Source organism: Enhygromyxa salina, assembly GCF_000737335.2.
Taxonomy (GTDB): Bacteria; Myxococcota_A; Polyangia; order Nannocystales; family Nannocystaceae; genus Plesiocystis; species Plesiocystis salina_C.
Genome location: NZ_JMCC02000060.1, coordinates 1 through 17,385 on the forward strand (window position 1 = coordinate 1; position 17,385 = coordinate 17,385).

The window sequence follows — 17,385 nt, forward strand, 5'->3', positions numbered from 1 at the left end:
GGACACGGCGGACATTGTCTGGTTCGAGCCGCGCACCGCGACGACGGACACGTGGCGGTTCGATGCTGGCCCTGTCGTAGAGAAGTCCGGTCCAAGGTCCGTGGCACACATGGGCGTAGGCCCAGGTACCGAAAATCTACCGCTCGTGGGCAACTTTGACGGGGACAATCGGACGGACATCTTCTGGTATACGCCGGGAGCAGCACCTGACTGGCTGTGGCTGTCTGACAGCACCCAAGTCGGCGTCACGTTCATCAACTACCTGTTTGCGGTTGATGGCGAGTACCACCCGATCGTGGGCGACTTTGACGGCGACGCGGACGACGACATCCTCTGGTACCGACCGGCGGCCGAGATCGCTGGTGGACCGAGCTGGTTGTGGTACTTCGAGGGCGCGGCTGTCGAGGTACGCGCGTTGGAGGTCGCTGGCGACTATGTTCCGTACGCCGAAGACTTCGACGGCGATGGCTGCACGGACATCCTCTGGTACGATCCGGTCGCACCCGACAATCCGAGCCCAGTGTGGCGCTGCGTGCCGGAGGAAAGGACATTCTCATGCGAGGATCCGCTGCCGACACCCAAGGCCGCGTACCCGGTCGGCCTCAACGCGAGGGGCTACTGATGCGGTGGTCTGCTGCGCCGGTCGTGCTCACTGCGCTCTTGGTCGGCTGTGGCGTCCGCCAAGTCAGCGGCGGTGACGATGATGACCTTCCATCGGCGACCCCCGAGTGGGGTCCCTGCGTCACGGATGACGTCGACTGGCAAAACTGCGCCGAGGTCTGCGCCGCTGAAGGCCTGGTGTGTGTGGCGAACTCATGTCCGGCCGACCCCGAGTACTGCAACCCCAAGCCCTGCGACATGGCGACCCAAGTGTTCGCCCTCGGAGGTACCGAGCTCTGCGCCGACCCCTCGGTCGGAAGCCCCGTCGCCACCACCTGCGAAGCGCCAATCGATTGGCTGTTCAACAACACCGTGAGGTGCTGCTGCGCCGAACCAGACTGAGACATTCATCAGCTCGCGCGAGGGCTTCTCGGCCGCTCGCGGGCGCCTCGGCGGACGGCCGACCCGGCTCCGGTCACGCACGAGCAGCGCCCGCGAGTGAGACGCGGCCGCCTACGAAGTGCGAATTTGATGCCGGAGGTCTATAAAGGCCCCGGATGCCCGAGGAGCAGCTTGCTGACGGCCGCATCGCGGTGATGCCGGCCTCCCTTGCCGATCAGATCGCGGCGGGCGAGGTCGTCGAGCGGCCGGGCTCGATCGTCAAGGAGCTGGTCGACAACGCGATCGACGCTGGCGCGACCCGGGTCGAGGTCGAGCTCGAGGCGGGGGGCAGCGAGCTGATCCGCGTGATCGACGATGGCGGCGGGATCCACCGCGAGGATCTTCCGCTCGCGCTGCGGCGCCACGCGACCTCGAAGCTGCGCACGGCGGCGCAGTTGGTCGAGATCCACACCCTCGGGTTTCGCGGTGAGGCGCTGGCGTCGATCAGCGCGGTCGCCCGGGTCGAGCTGCGCAGTCGCGTCGCCGGGCAGGCCGTCGGTCATCGGCTGCGTTCCACCCCCGACTCGGCCCCGCGGATCGAGCCGATCGGCATGCCGTTCGGGACCCAGATCGAGGTTGGGCACCTGTTCGCCAGCGTGCCGGCTCGCCGAAAATTCTTGCGGAGCGAGGCGACCGAGGTCGGGCACTGCGTCGACGCGGTGATCAGCGCGGCGATCGTGCACCCGCGCGTGCAGTTCCGCGTGCGTCACGGCGGCCGCGAGCTGCTGGAGTTCGCGGCCGGCGATCAGACCAGCCGGGTGATCGCGGTGCTGCAGCGGCGCGGCGGGGCGGGGCCCTTCGTGCACTTCTCGAGCGAGCGGCAGGGCGTGACGGTGCAAGGTTGGTTCGCGCCCCCGAGCGCCGCCACCCGCCAGCGCAGCGCCAGCTTCGTGGTCGTGCGGCGGCGAGTCGTTCGCGAGCGGACCCTGGGCGCGGCGCTCAAGCAGGCCTACGCCGACGCGCTGCCGCGGGGGACCCACCCGGTCGCGTGCCTGTTCGTCGAGCCGCCGCGCGGCACCGTCGACGTGAACGTGCACCCGCAAAAATCCGAGGTCCGGTTCTCGAGTCCGCAGCTGGTCTACGCGGTCGTGCGCGAGCTGGTCGACGAGGGACTCGCCGCGGCGGCCTGGCGGCGCGAGCCGGGGCGCCATGACGACGACAGCGACGGCGATCCGATCCATGACGAGGCTGCGCACGCGCACGGGTGGGCCCGCGTCGACGCGCCCCAAGCCGGCGCCCAGGCGGCCCTGGCCGGATGGTCGCGCCGCGAGGGGCTGTCCGGAGCCATGCTCGCTCGCGACGGCGGGGCCGCGCGTGATCAGGGTGGGGGAGGCGGCTACCGGTTGGGGACGCGGGCCGCAGGCGGCGACTACCGGGCCAACAAGCAAGAGTTTCGATCCGACGTCGAACGGCTCCGCGCGAGCCTGACTCCGGTCGATCGTGATCGCGCGCGCGGGGCCGCGACGCTGCCGTTTGACGAGGGCGGGCACGCCGATCCGCTCGCGCAGCGCCGCTTGGATCGCGCGGGTCACAGCGACGAAGCGGCGCCCGAACCCGACAGTGAGCCCAGGCCCGAGCAAGAGGGCCCGCGGCTGTTGACCTGCCTCCCGGGTGCGGTCGCGCTCTTCGAATTTCGCGGTGAGCTGCTGGTCGCGGATCTGCGTCGGATCCGAGCCCACCTGGTCCGCCGTCGCCTGCTGTCGGAGCTCGCGGCGACGACGAAAGACGGACGCGCCCCCGCCCAGGGCTTGCTGCAGCCCGTTGTTGTCCCGCGCGTGGCCGACGACCGCCAGCAGCTGCTCGCGGCTGGCGAGGCGCTCGCTCGCTTGGGCCTCGAGCTCGAGGGCTTCGGCGACGACGCCGTGTTGGTGCGCGCGGTCCCAGCGGTGTTGCCCAGCTTGCTCGACGCAGAGGAGGTCGGCCGGCTGCTCGATCGCCTGATGCCGTGGCTGCGCATGCGTGGCCACGCGGATGTGCCCGAGGCCGAGCGCGAAGGATTTGTCGAGGCCGTGGCCGAGCACGCCAGCGCGCGCAGCATCGACGTCAACCCACGCGTGGCCAAGCGCTGGCTCGCCGATCTGCTCGCGGATCTACCCGCGCGCGACCGGCCCTCGCACGCGGGCCAGTCCGCGCTCGATCAACTGCCGGGCCTGCGGCGATGGTCCGCGACGGAGCTGCTCGGGTGAGCGGCCTCGATCGCGCGGTCGCAATTGTTGGACCGACGGCGGCGGGCAAGAGCTCGCTCGCGCTGTCGTTCGCGCAGACCCACGCGCTGCCGATCTTGTGCTGCGACTCGGTCCAGGTCTATCGCGGCCTCGACATCGGGGCCGCCAAGCCCACCGCGGAGGAGCGCGCGCGCGTGCCCCATAGCCTGCTCGATCTCGTCGATCCCGATCAGGTGTTCTCGGCGGGTGAGTACGGTGCGCTCGCGCGGGCCGAGCTCGCGCGCGGACCCGCGATCATTTGTGGGGGCACCGGGCTGTACCTGCGCGCGGCCGGCTGGACCTACTCGGGTCGAGCTTCGGACTCAGACACGAATGATGCGGGGAGCGAGGCGTGCAACCCTGATCGCGGGGACCAACGTGTGCAGTTCGAATCGCAGTGGATGGCGCGCGAAGCTAGCGAAGCCGGCGCCATTCACAAAGCCCTGATCGCGCGCGACCCCGAGACCGCGGCGGGGATCCACCCCAACAATGTCGTTCGTGCCCTGCGAGGGCTGTGGCTGTGCGAACACCACCAAGCACCGATCAGCGCGGTCCGCAGGCAGGATCCGCCGCGGCCCATGATCGACCTCTTGATGATCGTCATCGATCCAGGCGTGGCGGCCGTCGACGCGGCGATCGATCGTCGCTGCGAGGCGATGCTCACCCGCGGCTGGCCAGCGGAGGTGGAGAAGCTGGTTGCGGCCGGTTATGATGCTCGCCACAAGGCGATGCGAAGCCTCGGCTACCGCGAACTGCTCGAGCACATCCAAGGTCGCTCCTCGCTCGAGCAAGCCAAGTCAGCGATTCAGCGAGCCACCCGCAACTACGCTCGGCGGCAACGCACCTACTTTCGCCACCAGTTCAAAGACCTCCTCCCGATGGCGCGGATCGTCAATATCGACCACCCAGATGCGTTTCCTGCCGGCTCCGTCGCGGCCTTTCTCGCGGGCGATCCTGTGTTTGAAGGGGGACCCACGTGAGCAACACGCGAGTCCTCGACTTTGAAAAGCCGATCGTCGAGCTCGAGGGCAAGATCCGCGAGCTCAAGCTGCTGCTCGCGGGCGGCAACGAGGACATGGCCAAGGAGATCGAGCGGCTGGAAGCTCGGGCTTCGCAGCTGCAGCGCGAGCACTACGCCCAGCTGTCCGCGTGGGAGCAGCTGCAGCTGGCCAAGCACCCCGACCGGCCCTACACCTTCGACTACGTCGGTGAGATCACCACGGACTTCGTCGAGCTCAAGGGCGACCGCGCCTACAACGACGACCCTGCGATCGTCGCTGGCATGGGTCGGCTGCGCGGGCGTCGGGTGATGATCATTGGCCACCAAAAGGGCCGCAACACCAAAGAGAACGTGCTGCGCAACTTCGGGATGGCGCGGCCAGAGGGCTACCGCAAGTGCCAGCGGCTCATGCGGCTCGCCGAGCAATTTGGGCTGCCGATCATCTGCCTGATCGACACGGCTGGCGCGTACCCGGGGATCGGCGCCGAAGAGCGCGGCCAAGCAGAGGCGATCGCGGCCAGCCTCGAGCTCATGGCAGCGCTGCGGGTGCCCACGATCTCGGTGGTGATCGGCGAAGGGGGATCCGGCGGCGCGCTGGCGATCGGCCTGACCAACCGGATCTTGATGCTCCAGCACGCGGTCTACTCGGTGATCTCGCCGCGCGGCTGCGCGTCGATCCTCTGGAAGAACCCCGAGGCCGAGCAGACCGCCGCCGAGCAGCTGCGCATGACCGCCGAAGACTTACTCAACTTCGGCGTGTGTGACGGCATCATCCGCGAGGCGATCGGCGGGGCCCACCGCGGGCTCACGGTCACGGCCGCCGCGCTCGAGCAGGCGCTCGACGAGCACCTGATCGAGCTCGCCAAGCTCTCCCCCGAACAGCTGGTCGCGGACCGCTACACCAAGTTTCGGCAGATCGGCCACATCGAGTCGCGGGCCGCCTCGTCGGCCGATTGAGCGCTGCGCGTGCAACTCGAGCTCGTTGATCATCTATTGTTGCTTGGTGCGGTCGCGTGCGCGGCCACGCTGGTGCGCCTGATGCGACGCCGCGATGGGATCGGGCGGGGCTACTCGCTGCTGGTCGGCGCGCTGTTGGTGTTCGATCTGCTCGCGATGGGCGGATCATTTGGGGATGCCAGTCGGTTCTGCGGGGTCGTCGCGCTCTCGCTGGTCGTGTTGACCGTGGCGCTGCCGTGGGTGCTCGAGCACGGCTCGCGCTGGGGATTCGCGCGCGGTCACTTGATCTTGGTGGGGCGCCTGGCGAGCCTGCGCGCGAGCTTGATGTTGGGCTCGGGCCTGGCCCGGCAGCTGCCGATCCTCGAGGGCTTGGCGCTGCTCGATCGCGCGGGCGTCGACGCGGCGCTGGCCCATTTTCGGCAGCTCGCGGACCAGGCCGACGACGGGGTCGAGGCGGCGATCATCCACGAGCAGATCGTGTCGATGCTGTTTCACGGCCAGCGCTGGGACGAGGGGATCGCTCACTACGAGCGTCGGTTTCACGCTGGCTACGCGGCCCTGCGCCCAAGCTTGGCGCTGGGGCTGCTGCGCGCCTACGGCGAGGCGGGGCGGCTCGAGACCGCGGCCGGGTTGCTGCGCGAGCTCGAGGACGGCCCGGTCGGCGCGGATCCCAGCACCGCCGAGCTACTTGGCCAAGCGCGGCTGACCTTCCTGGCTTATGCAGGCGCGGTCGACCCGGTCGACGAGGTCGTGACGCGGGCCCGGTTCGCGGACCTGGGCCTCACCGCTGCGACCGCCGAGCTGTTCAAAGGGATCGCCCAGGCCCGCGCAGGTGAGCCGCGCGACGCGGTCGCGACCCTCACCAAGGTCGAGACCCTCGCCGGGCCCCGGGATCGAAGAGTGCGAGAAGCGGCGCGCTCGTTGCTCGAGCGCGCGCGCAGGGTGCTGTCAGAGAGTTCGCTGCCCACGGTGAACCAGTCTACGAACAGTCCGGGCGAGCTCGTCGACTCGGGCGGCGTCGAGCTCGAGCCGGAGCTGAGCGGCTACGTCGATCTGGTCGCCGCGCGGCTGCGTGGGTGGTTGTCGCTGGCGCCGCCCGTGCAGCGTCACCAGCGGCCGCTCGCCAGCTATGCGGTGATGTTCGCGCTGTGCCTGGTCTACGGCGTGCACCTGGTCCGCGGCGGCGGCGGGCTTGGCTTGCTCGAGCTCGGTGCGCTGTCCGAAGATCTGTGGCGCGGCAGCCCGAACGCGTGGGGCCGGGTGTTCACGAGCGCGTGGATCCACGTCGATCTGGTCAGCCTGCTGTTCGACCTCTACGCGATCTGGCTGGCCGGGCAGATCGTCGAGCGCATGCTCGGGTCGGCGCGAATGGCCATGGTCACGATCGTCGCTGCGTTCGCTGGGATGGCAGCCTCGGTGCTCGCGCTGCCGTGGCTGTGGGCGCGGGGTCTCGACGGCGTCGCGATCATCGCGCCAACCGGCGGCAACCTGATGGCGCTCGGCGCCACGACGGCGGCGCTGTGGCTGTTGTTGCCGAGCCGGACCCCGGCGCTGGCACCTCGCGCGCGCCGGAACCTGATCGTGACCTTGGTCTTGCTGATGGTCGCGAACCTGCTGACGAACTTGCCGGGAATGCCAGGGCTGTCCGGTGGTGCATCGGGCGGGACATCGGGCGGGTTTGGCTTGGCCTCGATCGGGTTCGCGCCGGTCGCCCTGGTCGTGACGATCGTGTTTGCGAGTGTGCTGACCCTGGCGTTGCCGCTCGATCAGCCGCGGTGGGTGGCGCGCGCGCTCGGGGCGTGCGTGGGCGCGACCTTGCTGGCCAACGTCGCGGGCGCTGTGCTCGTGGCCCAGGATGATCCCGAGACCTTCCTCGTCGATCATCGGGCGCAGCGCTGCGAGCTCGACGGCGTGGTCGTTCACACGCCCTTGGGCCTGATCCCGGTGACGGACCCGCCCGAGCTTCCGTTCGAAGTTCCGCTCGTCAGTGGCTTGGTCGACACGCTCGAGCTGCGCGATGGATCGCTGGTGCAGCTCGCGGTCCACCGCCAAGCGGGGGCGGCGGACGCTGAGTCGCCGGCGCTGTTCCAAGCGGTCGAAGGGCTGTCTGGGGAGCTCTCGGCCACGGCCGCCGGCTCGCTGCCAGAGCCGTTCGTCGAGCTGATCGACGCGGAGCCGGCCGGCACCTGGACGGCGACGGATCTGTGGCGCAACGGTGAGCGGGTTGGACGTGTGATCGAGAAGCAGGTCAGCGCGGGAGCTGACGAGCGCGTGACGCTGATGCTGGTCGCGAGTCCCGCCAGCGCGCTCGAGCATGCGCCGCGTGTCTACGCGGCGATCATGCGCGAGGCCAAGGCCGGCTCGGCTCTCGATGGCGGGCGCTGCGAGATCGAGTAGGTCTCGTTCGAGCCCTCGCCCGCGCTTCGAGCCCTCGCCCGAGCTGAAAACAAAAGTGCCAGTGTCCTCGCGGGCACTGGCACTGTCAGCTAACGGCCCCGCAGGGCGACGCGCTCACGCCTCTTTCGGGAGGCTGTCGAGCACGGCTTTGAACTGCGGGTGGTTCGGGATCATCTGCAGCGCCGCCGTGCAGATCTGGCGGGCCTCCGCGAACATGTTCGCGTCGCGCATGCAGGTTGCGAGGTTGATGACCGGGTCGACGTCGCGCGGGTTGAGGGCGACGACGGCACGCAGGTGCTCGACGGCCTCGCGCGGGCGGCCCTGCTTGCGCATGATCGCGGCGATCAGCTGGCGGATCTGCGCGTCGTTGGGGCGCAGGCGGACGGCGTTCATCAGGTGGCTCAGCGCGGCGGCGTCGCCCTCGGTCTGGCGGACGGCGAGCGCGAGCATCAGGTGCGGCTGCCAGTAGCGGGGATCCTTGGCGATGACCTCGCGCAGGAACACGGCGGCCTCGCTCTGCTGCTTGGCGGTGGCGCTGTTGACCCCGTCGATCGCGGCTTCGTAGCGATCTTCAAAGTCGTCGATCTCGAGGGCGAGCACGGCCCGACGGCCGAACGCGTCGTCGTCGAGGGACCGGCGCGGCAGCTCGAGCAGCTTGTCGAGCCACACGCGGGCCTGCTCGGGCTCCTCGCTCTCGAGCAGCAAGGTTGCGAGCGAGGTCAGCACCGCCGGGTTCTCGCCGTGCTTCTCACCGGCCTGGCGCAGCAGCTTCTCGGCGTCCTCGTGGGCCTCGTCCGTGGCGAGGTCCAAGAGCATGTCCAGGGTGGACTTGGCCACGTGGCGCAGGCCGACCGCGGTCGTGAGCAGGCCGAGCGCCTCTTCGCGATCTTCGCCTTGCTCGGGGGTGTCGTCGTCCGAGCGATCCCACAGCACGTTGGCCAGATCCCCGTAGGCGCTGGCGATCTGGCCCTCGTCGACGGCCCGGCGCAGGAACGGCTCGGCCGAGTCGAAGTCGTCGATCTCGATCAGCAGGCTGCCAAGCAGCGCGAGGATCGGCGGGGCCTCGTTGCCCTGCTCGACGGCGTGCTGCGCGACCTTCAGCGCGTTCTCGGCGTCGCCGGCCCGGCGCAGGGTCTGGATGAAGTCCACGGCGATCTGCACGCTGGTTGGCAGCAGGTTGAACGCCTGGTTGAAGCCGTTGACGGCGGTTGGCAGATCCCCGAGCCGACGCGCGACCACGGCGAGGTGGTGCCACGCCTCGGGATCTTCTTTGCGACGCTGGGCCGCGATCGACAGGGCCTGCAGGCACAGCGGCTGGGCCGAACGATCGCCGCTCTGCAGCGCGAGCAAGATGTCGGTCATGGCGTGGAGAGCCTCCATCGCGCCGTCCATCTTGGGATCGCGGTTGATCGCGTCCATCAGCGGGTTGAGCAGCTGATCCGCGGTGGCCGGGACCGTGCGGCCCTGCAGCGCCGAGAGGTTGCCAAGCCCCACGAGGAAGCTGAGCATCGCCTGCTTGTCGGAGGTGCCGAAGGCCTGCTCCCAGCCTTCGTGCGCGACCTCTTGGCCGCTCTGCTTGGCCATCTCCACGAGCGCCTCGAACAGCTTCTCGCCGAGCGAGTCGGCGGTGGTCTCGGTCGACCAGCTGGCGACGGTCTCGAGCCGACCGGCGACCTTCTCCTCCTCGCCCTCGCCCTCGCCCTCGCCCTCGCCCTCGCCCTCGGCGCCTGCTTCTTCGCCCGCTTCGGGCTCCGGCTTGCTGTCGTCTTTGGCCGCGGCCGCGCCGGTCTGATCGGGATCGTCGAGGTGGATGTCCGCCAGCCGCATGTCGAGGGCCAGCTTGTCCTCCGCGACGCTGAAGTTGGCGGCGATCAACCGGCGCGCGTTGGCGAACCGGACGGCGCCCTGCAGCGCGCGCTGGTCACTCCACGCGTCGCGGTAGATCAGCAGGGCTGGCACCTTGCGACCTTGCTGCTCGGCGATCGCGGTGAACACCGGCGCGGCGGCCTTGAGGCCCGTGCGCGCGAGCTCTTGGGCCAGCCAGCGCTGGACGCCCATCGAGAGCGGGGCGCCCTTGCCCTCGTTGGTGCACGAAAGCGGAAGCACGACGAGCTCGATCTCCCCGGCGGCCTTCTGCATCGCGGCCATTTGGGCGGCCTGGGCCGACTCGATGGCATCGGCGCTCTGTTCTTCGATCGCCGCTTCGTCGTCGGTGTCGGTGGTGCTGTTGTCGTCCTCGGCGGCCATGGGCGCACGAGCCTGCACGAACGGCCGCAGCGACGCAAGCCTGGCCCGGACTCGTTTGATTGCGAATTCGCCGGTGATATCGTGGCTCGTGTGAGGCGCCCAGGCACGCGGGAGATCGTGACGCGAGCCGGTCGCGTGGGTTCTCACGCGATCCGCGGATCATGGTTGGGGCTGGGCTTGGCGCTGCTCAGCGCGATCGGACTGGGCGCGCTGGGCTGCGGTGCCGAGCCCGTGGTCGCGCGGGCGGTGTGGATCGACGGCCTTGGGGCGGACGGGACTCGCTCGATCCACGTCTATGATCGCGGGCACCGCTACGCCTTCGACGTGCTCGGCGCGACCGATCCTCATGAGCGGATGCAGCTCGGGCCGCGGGGGCGCGGGGTCATGGTTCGTGCCGGGGCCCGCGCGGGCACATGGTTCGACCTCGACGACGGCCGGCGCCTGCCCTTGTTGTTGCCGCCGTCGACACCCGACGGCGATGGCCCGGTCCACTTCGCGGCCCGCGGTGACGCGCTGTGGTGGCTCGAGCCAAGCGACGCGTCGTTGAGCGTGGTCCCGCTCGCGCCCGGGGTCCCGCTGCAGCGCCGCGAGGACGGCAGCATGCTCCCGGTGTCGGCGGTTGGCGCAGCCTGGGCGGTCGGCAGCCTCGACGCGCCCAGGTTGTTGGTCAAGCAGGCCGACGGCAGCGCGAGCTACTTTCGCTACGGCGACGCGGACAACCCGATCGACCAGCTCGAGCTCGAGGCAAGCACCCACGCGCTGTGGTTGCCGAACCAGCCGGCGGAGTCGCGCCGCTGCCAGACTGCCACGGACTGCTTCACGTCGATCGGGCTCGAGCCGTCCGGCGAGCTGGCGATCATCGCCGGGACCCACTCGGGCGGGTGGTCGATCTTCGATCGTCGTGCACCGCACCAGGCCGGGCCGCTGGAGCTGCCCGATCCGCTCGCGAGCGCGGCCAGCAGCGGCAACCTGCGCCTGCTGCACGTGATCGATCGTGCGGTCAGCGTGTGGCTGGGGGCCGGGCAGCTGTATCGCTGGGATCGCGCGGCTGGGATCGTCGAGAGCACCCCTGTGTTCGCCAAGCCGCCGCTGATCTGGTCGCCCGTCGATCGTGGCCGCGCGCTGGTGTTGCTGGCGGTGACGGGCTCGATGTACCGCGTCGACGCGCAAGCAACGACGGTGCTGAACCTCGAGACCACCGACTGCCCCGAGCCGCAGGGGGCCGAGCCGGTCGTGTCCCCACGTGGCGATTGGGCGAGCTGGAGCTGCAACGAAGCGTCAGGCGAAGCTGGCGGCGCGGCGGGGGGCGAAGCCCAGGCGAACACCAGCGCGGTCGTGCGCGTGTCGGCTGACGGGCTCGAGCGCTACATCGGGGTTCCGATGTCACCGCTAGCGCTCGATGACAGCGGCGACCTGCTGCTGTACAGCGTGGAGTCGGTCGCAACCGACGAGGTCGATGGGGTCGTGGCGTCGGGCCGTCCTCGCAGTCTGTTCGTCCTGTCTCGGGAGGGGGTGCTCTCGCGCATCGACGAGCTCGAGCCCGCACCTGCGCCGGTCGTGCGCGGTGCGGGCGATATCGCTACTTACATCCAAGCCGCCGCGCTCGAATGATCGCAGCACGCGGGCTCGAGCGTCGCCCGAGCTCGAGAAGCGATCGCGCATGCACCCGCATCCCCGCCGGCGCCATGAATCTCACCCGCACGATTGAGCTGATCACGTGGTACACCGAGGTCCAGGCATGCCGCCCGCCACACACCGGCCTGAGCTGGCGCAGCTGAGCCTTGCCGGATACTCGAGCGTGGGGGTGCTGCGCTCGTCCGCTGGCGTGCAGGTCCACGAGCTGGCGTGCGATGACCCAGGTTCGCGGCGCGTGCTGGCCAACGTCTACTGGGCTGGCGACGAACACGACGAGCTGTTCGAAGCGTGCGTCTTGCATCAGCTACAGCTGATTGGCGCGGTCGAGGTCGAGGGGCTCGTGCCGCCTGCAGCTGTCGAGCGCGTGGGCGAGATGCTGGTGGTCGTGCGTGGAGGCGCGCCGGGACGGAGCCTGGCGAGTCTGTGCGCGAGCGGAGGGGTCGGCACCGAGCTGTTCTGCACGATCGCGCTGGGGCTCACGCAGATCCTCATGAAGCTCCACGCGGCAGGCTTGCTGCATCGCGACATCAAGCCGAGCAGCGTGTACTTCGATGAGGGCAGCGGGCGGGTGTATCTAGTCGACGTTGGCGTGGCCGCGTTGCTCGAGCGCGAGCGCTGCGATCTCGACGACCCGGCCCTGGCCAGCGACGCGCTCGCGTGCGTCGCACCGGAGCAGGTCAGCGCGGTGGGCCGAGCGGTCGACGCCCGCAGCGATCTCTACTCGCTGGGCGCGATCTTCTATCAGATGCTGACGGGCGCGCTCCCGTTTCCAGCGAGCTCGGTCGCGGCGCTGATCGACGCGCAGATCGCAACGGTCCCGCGCCCGCTGCATGGCCGGGTCGCTGGGTTGCCCCGGGTGCTCGGCGAGCTGGTCGCGAAGCTGCTCGAGAAGGATCCCGCGCGGCGCTACCAGACCGCGAGCGGGCTGCTCGCCGACCTCCAGCGCTTCGCCGAAGCGCGGGCCAGCGGAGACGCCGATCCGTGGTTCGAGCTCGGGGGGCCGGAGCGCGCGACGGGTCTGACGGCCAGCACCAAGCTCTACGGCAGCGAGGTCAACGTGCGCACGCTCGCGCTCGAGCTTGGCCGCGTGCGCGACCGTCGAGATCGACGGCTGATGGTCGTTCACGGACCGCATGGAATGGGCAAGTCGGCGCTGCTCGAGGCGCTCGAGCCCGTCGTCGTGGGCGCGGCGGGGAGCTTCGCGTTTGGTCGCTATCGGGCGCCCGACCAGCTGGATGGGCTGAATGGGCTGGATGGGTTGAGCGGGCTGGTGGACGCGCTGGTCGGGGTGGTCGAGCGGATCGCGATCGCGCCCCATCACGGGGGCGTCAGCTGGCGCGAGCACCTCGTCGCGCAGCTTGGCTCACTGTTGCCAGTGCTGACCGCGCTGGTGCCCGCGTTCGAGCGGATCGTGGGACCCGTCACCCAACCGGCGATCACCGCGACCGGGCTGCTAGACGCTGGACTCGCCGGACACGCGCTGGAGCTGGCGCTGTGCCGCTTGTTCGTGGCGCTCGAGCGGCTCGGGACGCCGGTGTTGGTCCTCGATGATCTGCAGTGGGCGGACGCGCGCAGCGTCGAGCTGCTGCGCGCGCTGTTGTTCGACGAGAACCAGACGCCGCTGCTGATCGTGGTCGCGTGTACCAACGTCGCGCTCGAGGCCAACGCGCCGCTGGGCAGGTTGATGGCAGAGCTTGGCCAGGGGCCAGGTCTGCTGCCGCTCGAGCGACTTCGGCGTGCGACGCTCGCCCAGCTGGTCGGCGAGCTACTCGGCGGAGAGTTTGCGGACCTCGTCATTCGCGACAATCTCGTCGACCTCGTTGAAGCGCACACGGACAGCGTCCCTGGCGCGGTGCGAAGCTATCTGGCCGAGCTGGTCGAGCGTGGGCTGCTGTACCAAGCGGACAACGGGTGGGAGTGGACGGGCGACGCGCTCGCGAAGCGAGAGGCCGCGCCCGAGCGGGTCGAGCTTGGTGACGAGCACGAGCGACGGTTGCTGGCTGGCGCGGCCTGCCTGGGCCCGCGATTTTCCCCGGGCGCGCTCACCGGTGTGTGCGAACTGAGCCACGCGGCGCTCGCTGCTACGCTGCACGAACTCGAGCGGCGACGCGTGCTGGTCCGGTGCGGATCCCACATGCAATTTGGTGACCCGCAGCTGCGGGCGCAGGCGCGGACGTGGCTGGCCCCCGGGCCGCGCGCAGCCGTGCACGCGAGCAGCGCCGAGCGGCTGCTCGCCCGCCACGGACCGATCGCGGCGCTTGGCGGCCACGCGTTCGCGCTCGCGCATCACTTGTTCAACATGCTGCCCGCCGGGGGCGGGGCGACCCTCGAACACCCGCGACGCGCCGAGCTGGTCGAGTGTTGCGCGGTCGCGAGCGAGCGCGCCGTGCTGGTTGGGGCGCGCGACACAGCTCGCGCCTACCTCGAGTTCGCGGCCACCGTCGGGCCCGCTGGCGTCAATGAACACAGCACGCGCGCGGCCGAGCTGGATCTTACCCGCGCCTCGGTGCTGGCGTGGTGTGGGCGCGACGCTGAAGCGGACGCGGCGTTCGAGCAGCTGCTCGCGCGGGCGCTGCCGATGCCGCTCGCGGGTCGGGTCGTCGTCGCGGCGATCCGATCGCTGGTCTCGCGGGGCCGCAGCGACGAGGCGCTCGCGCTCGGCTTGGGTGGTCTGGCGCGCTGCAACTTAGCGAGCGACGTGGCGAGCGACGTGGCGAGCGACGCTGAACCGGACCTGGCGACCGTCGCGTCGCGGGTCCGCGCGCGCCTGACCGCGCAGTGGCCCTCGCACCAAGATTGGCTCGCGGCGCTGGCCGAGGGTCCCGAGCTCGCCAACGCGGACGTCGACGCGGCGATGTCGATCTTGGCCGCGCTCGAGCGGGCGCTGATAGACAGCGACTTCGGATCGTTCGCGCGCCTCGCTTGTGTCCACGCCGAGCTGGTCGCGATCCATGGCTCTCATCGCACGGCCCCTGCCGCGCTGGCGGCGTTCGGCCTGGTCTTGGCGGCCGAGCTGGGCGAGGCCGAGCTCGGCGCGCAGATCTGCGACGGCGCGGTCTCGCTGTGCGCGCGGGGACAGACCGAGGTCGAGCTGCGGCTCTGGGCCGAGAGCGTGGCCCTGCTACGTGTGTGGCCGCTGACTCGACCGGCTCGCCAGACCCGCGCGCGGAAGCCATCGCTGCTGCGCGAGACGGTCGAGCACGGCGCGCTCGAGCTCGCGGCGTTCACGGCTCGCGGTGGCGTCGCGTTCTCGTTCATCGGCGCGGTCGAGCTGGCCGGGGTGTCAGAGTTGATCGCGCGAGGGCAGCGGTGGACGGCGCGGCTGGATCCACGCGGCGCGATCGACTCGCGCCTGAGCTTCGAAGCCTGGCGCCGGGTGGCCCAGCGACTGCAGCGGCCAGCCGAGCCGGACGGAAGCACGCGCTGGCTCGCGGCGGCTGACCTCGCTCAGGCCACGCCAGCCACGCGCGCTGAGATCTGGATCCGTCAGTCGGTCGTCCAGTGGCTGCTCGGTGATCGGGACGCCGCGCGCGCGAGCGCGAGCTGGTTCGTCGACGCGCTCGATCTCGCGGCTGGCCGGCCATGGACGCTTGGCCTGGGTGTGGCGATGACGGCGATCATGGCGTGCGAGCACCTGAGCCCTGGAGAGCGCCCTGGTGAGCGCGCTGGCGAGTCGGGGGCCCAGCGGGCGCGCGCCCAGCTCGAGCACGCGCGCGCGCGCGCTGCGACGTTCGCAACCCAGGGCTGGACCAAGCTGGCCGCCTGCGCCGAGCTGGTCGAGGCCGAGCATGCGCGGGCGCTTGGGTCTGCGGGTGGCGCGTGGGATCTCGACCGTGTGTTCGCGGCCTACGAGCGGGTGTGCGAACTCGCCGAACACATCGACAGCGCCTGCATCCACGCGCTGGCGTGCGAGCGACTGCTGAGCCTCGCGCGGGCTCACCAGCGCCGGGCGACCGCTCGCGGTGCGACGCTCACCGCGATCGCCCGGGCGCGGCGGTGGGGAGCCCAGGAGTTGGTCGCGCAGCTCGAGCGCGGCCACGTCGAGCTGCTCGCGGATCTGGTGACCCTGACAAACTTGGAGCCGCTGCCGGCTGCGAGCGTGGCCGCGCCCGATCCGAACGAGACCCGCGACACGGTCGACCCCGATCTGCTGGTTGGGATGCTGTCCATGATCGGTGAGGACCTCGATCTCGACGAGGTCATCTCGCGCGTGCTCGAGAGCGCCCTCGCAACCAGCGGCGCGGAGCGGGGCGTGTTGTTGCTCGAGCGCGACACACAGCTGGTCGAGGTCGCGCGCGTGAGTCAGGGCGCGGCGCTGATCCGCGTCGATGATCCCGAGCCCCTCGCCAACGCGGGCGAGCAGCTCCCGGTCGCGGTCATCGAGCACGTGATGCGGACCGGGACGACAGTCATCATTGACGACGCGACCGCCGATCCGCGCTTCGCCAGTGATCCCTACATCCAACTGACGCGCGCGCGCTCGCTGCTGAGCGCGCCGATCTCGGGTCCCGGCGGGCAGTTTGGCGCGCTGCTGCTCGAGCACCCGCTGGTTCCTGGGGTGTTCAACGCCGAGCGCGTGTCGACGCTGCGCGTGTTGGTGAGCCAAGCAGGCGCGACCCTTGGTCACGCGCGCATCCACGAGGCCCTCGAGCGCAGCCAGGCCCTGTTTCAGACGGTGGTCAGCGGCGCGCCCGACATAATCGCGCTGCTCGATCGGCACGGACGGGTCGAGTTCCTCAACCATCTCGCCGGGTTCACTGCGGACCCCGCGACGCTCATCGGGATGGACGCGGCCTTGATGATGGGCGCCAGCATGGCGCCACGCTGGCGCGCAGCCGTTGCGAGCGCGTTCGAGACCGGCGAACAACAAGACCTCGAGGTTGACGTCGAGCTGCCCGACGGCGAGACGCGGTGGTACTCGATCCGCTTGTGTCCCGTGGAATTTGGCGGCCGCCACGGCAAGCTGCTGAGCGTCGCAACCGACATCAGCGCCCGCAAGCGCGCGGAGGCGCAGCGGCTCTCACTCGAGGCTCAGCTGCGCCAGCAACAGCGCCTCGACTCGGTCGGCACGCTGGCCAGCGGGGTGGCCCACGAGATCAACAACCCGATCCAGGGCATCATGAACTACGCGGAGCTGATCGCGGGTCGAGCCAGCGACCCGAAGCTCGTCGAGGAATTTGCCGGGGAGATCCTGATGGAGTCCGATCGCGTGGCGACGATCGTGCGCAACCTGCTCGCGTTCTCGCGCCAGGACATAGAAGAGCCGCCAGAGCTGCGCTTGGTCGACGCGCTCGTCGCTACGACCCTGACGCTGTTTCGCGCGGTCGTGACACGCGACGGCATTGTCCTGGCGGTCGACACACCGACCGGGCTCCCACCTGTGCGCTGTCGGCCCCAACAGATTCAGCAGGTGATCATGAACCTGGTCACCAACGCGCGCGACGCCGTGAGGTCGCTGCACCCGGATCCCAAGCGCGCGCCCGCGGGCAGCAACGTGATCTCGATCTCGGCGCGCGTGGTCGAGACCGAGCATGGACGCCTGGTTCGCTTGAGCGTCGCGGATCACGGCGGCGGGGTGCCTGAGCACGTTCGCGCCCGGATCTTCGACCCCTTCTTCACAACCAAGGGCCGGGATCAGGGAACGGGTCTCGGGCTCGCGGTCAGCCACGGGATCGTGCGGGATCACGGCGGTGAGCTGTGGTTCGAGACCGAGGTCGGGAGCGGCAGCGTGTTTCACATGGATCTGCCGGTCGAGTCGAGTTGAGCTGACGCTGGCACGCCAGCCGAGAGTCGCGCAGTCCGATCGGCCCACGAATAGCGAGTGCGATTGGGCGTAGCTTGCGCGAGTGTGGACGTGAGCATTGATGAGCCGAGAGGGTCCTGAATCGCCAATAGTAGGTGTAT

8 protein-coding genes and 1 pseudogene are annotated in these 17,385 nt (G+C 70.1%); 8 read left to right on the plus strand and 1 reads right to left on the minus strand.

Annotated elements, in window-relative coordinates; translation table 11 throughout:
* The 6 genes and pseudogenes from DB30_RS22310 to DB30_RS22335 form a co-directional block, all read left to right on the plus strand.
* Positions 1–622 (plus strand): annotated as a pseudogene (locus tag DB30_RS22310) (hypothetical protein); the annotation flags it as partial.
* Positions 622–1,002, plus strand: a complete 381-nt coding sequence (locus DB30_RS22315) for a hypothetical protein (RefSeq protein ID WP_052552307.1) — start codon at positions 622–624, stop codon at positions 1,000–1,002. The pseudogene DB30_RS22310 and the gene DB30_RS22315, both read left to right, overlap by 1 nt.
* Before the next feature lie 155 nt (positions 1,003–1,157).
* The gene (gene mutL, locus DB30_RS22320; protein ID WP_052552309.1) at positions 1,158–3,227 is read left to right on the plus strand and encodes a DNA mismatch repair endonuclease MutL; all 2,070 of its coding nucleotides are present in this window, start codon (positions 1,158–1,160) and stop codon (positions 3,225–3,227) included.
* Entirely contained in the window at positions 3,224–4,225 is a 1,002-nt protein-coding gene (gene miaA, locus DB30_RS22325) for a tRNA (adenosine(37)-N6)-dimethylallyltransferase MiaA (RefSeq protein WP_165703895.1), read from the plus strand. Before mutL ends, miaA begins: the two co-directional genes overlap by 4 nt.
* On the plus strand, positions 4,222–5,202 hold the full coding sequence (locus DB30_RS22330; RefSeq protein WP_052552313.1) for an acetyl-CoA carboxylase carboxyltransferase subunit alpha: 981 nt from the start codon (positions 4,222–4,224) through the stop codon (positions 5,200–5,202). The genes miaA and DB30_RS22330 overlap by 4 nt, the downstream gene beginning before the upstream one ends.
* Before the next feature lie 9 nt (positions 5,203–5,211).
* Positions 5,212–7,599 carry a rhomboid family intramembrane serine protease gene (locus tag DB30_RS22335; RefSeq protein WP_052552315.1) on the plus strand — a complete coding sequence of 796 codons (2,388 nt, stop codon included), beginning with the start codon at positions 5,212–5,214 and terminating at the stop codon, positions 7,597–7,599.
* 114 nt (positions 7,600–7,713) lie between these two features.
* Here the strand turns inward: DB30_RS22335 and DB30_RS22340 are convergent, their stop codons facing one another.
* The gene (locus DB30_RS22340) at positions 7,714–9,846 is read right to left on the minus strand and encodes a tetratricopeptide repeat protein (protein WP_052552317.1); all 2,133 of its coding nucleotides are present in this window, start codon (positions 9,844–9,846) and stop codon (positions 7,714–7,716) included.
* Between the two features lie 135 nt (positions 9,847–9,981).
* Between DB30_RS22340 and DB30_RS22345 the strand changes: the two genes are divergently transcribed.
* Positions 9,982–11,457: a hypothetical protein gene (locus DB30_RS22345; protein ID WP_146660104.1), complete on the plus strand. Its 1,476-nt coding sequence runs from the start codon at positions 9,982–9,984 to the stop codon at positions 11,455–11,457.
* Between the two features lie 127 nt (positions 11,458–11,584).
* Positions 11,585–17,245 (plus strand): ATP-binding protein, encoded by a 5,661-nt coding sequence (locus tag DB30_RS22350; RefSeq protein ID WP_146660106.1) that lies wholly within the window; start codon positions 11,585–11,587, stop codon positions 17,243–17,245.
* The last annotated feature ends 140 nt before the right edge of the window (positions 17,246–17,385 follow it).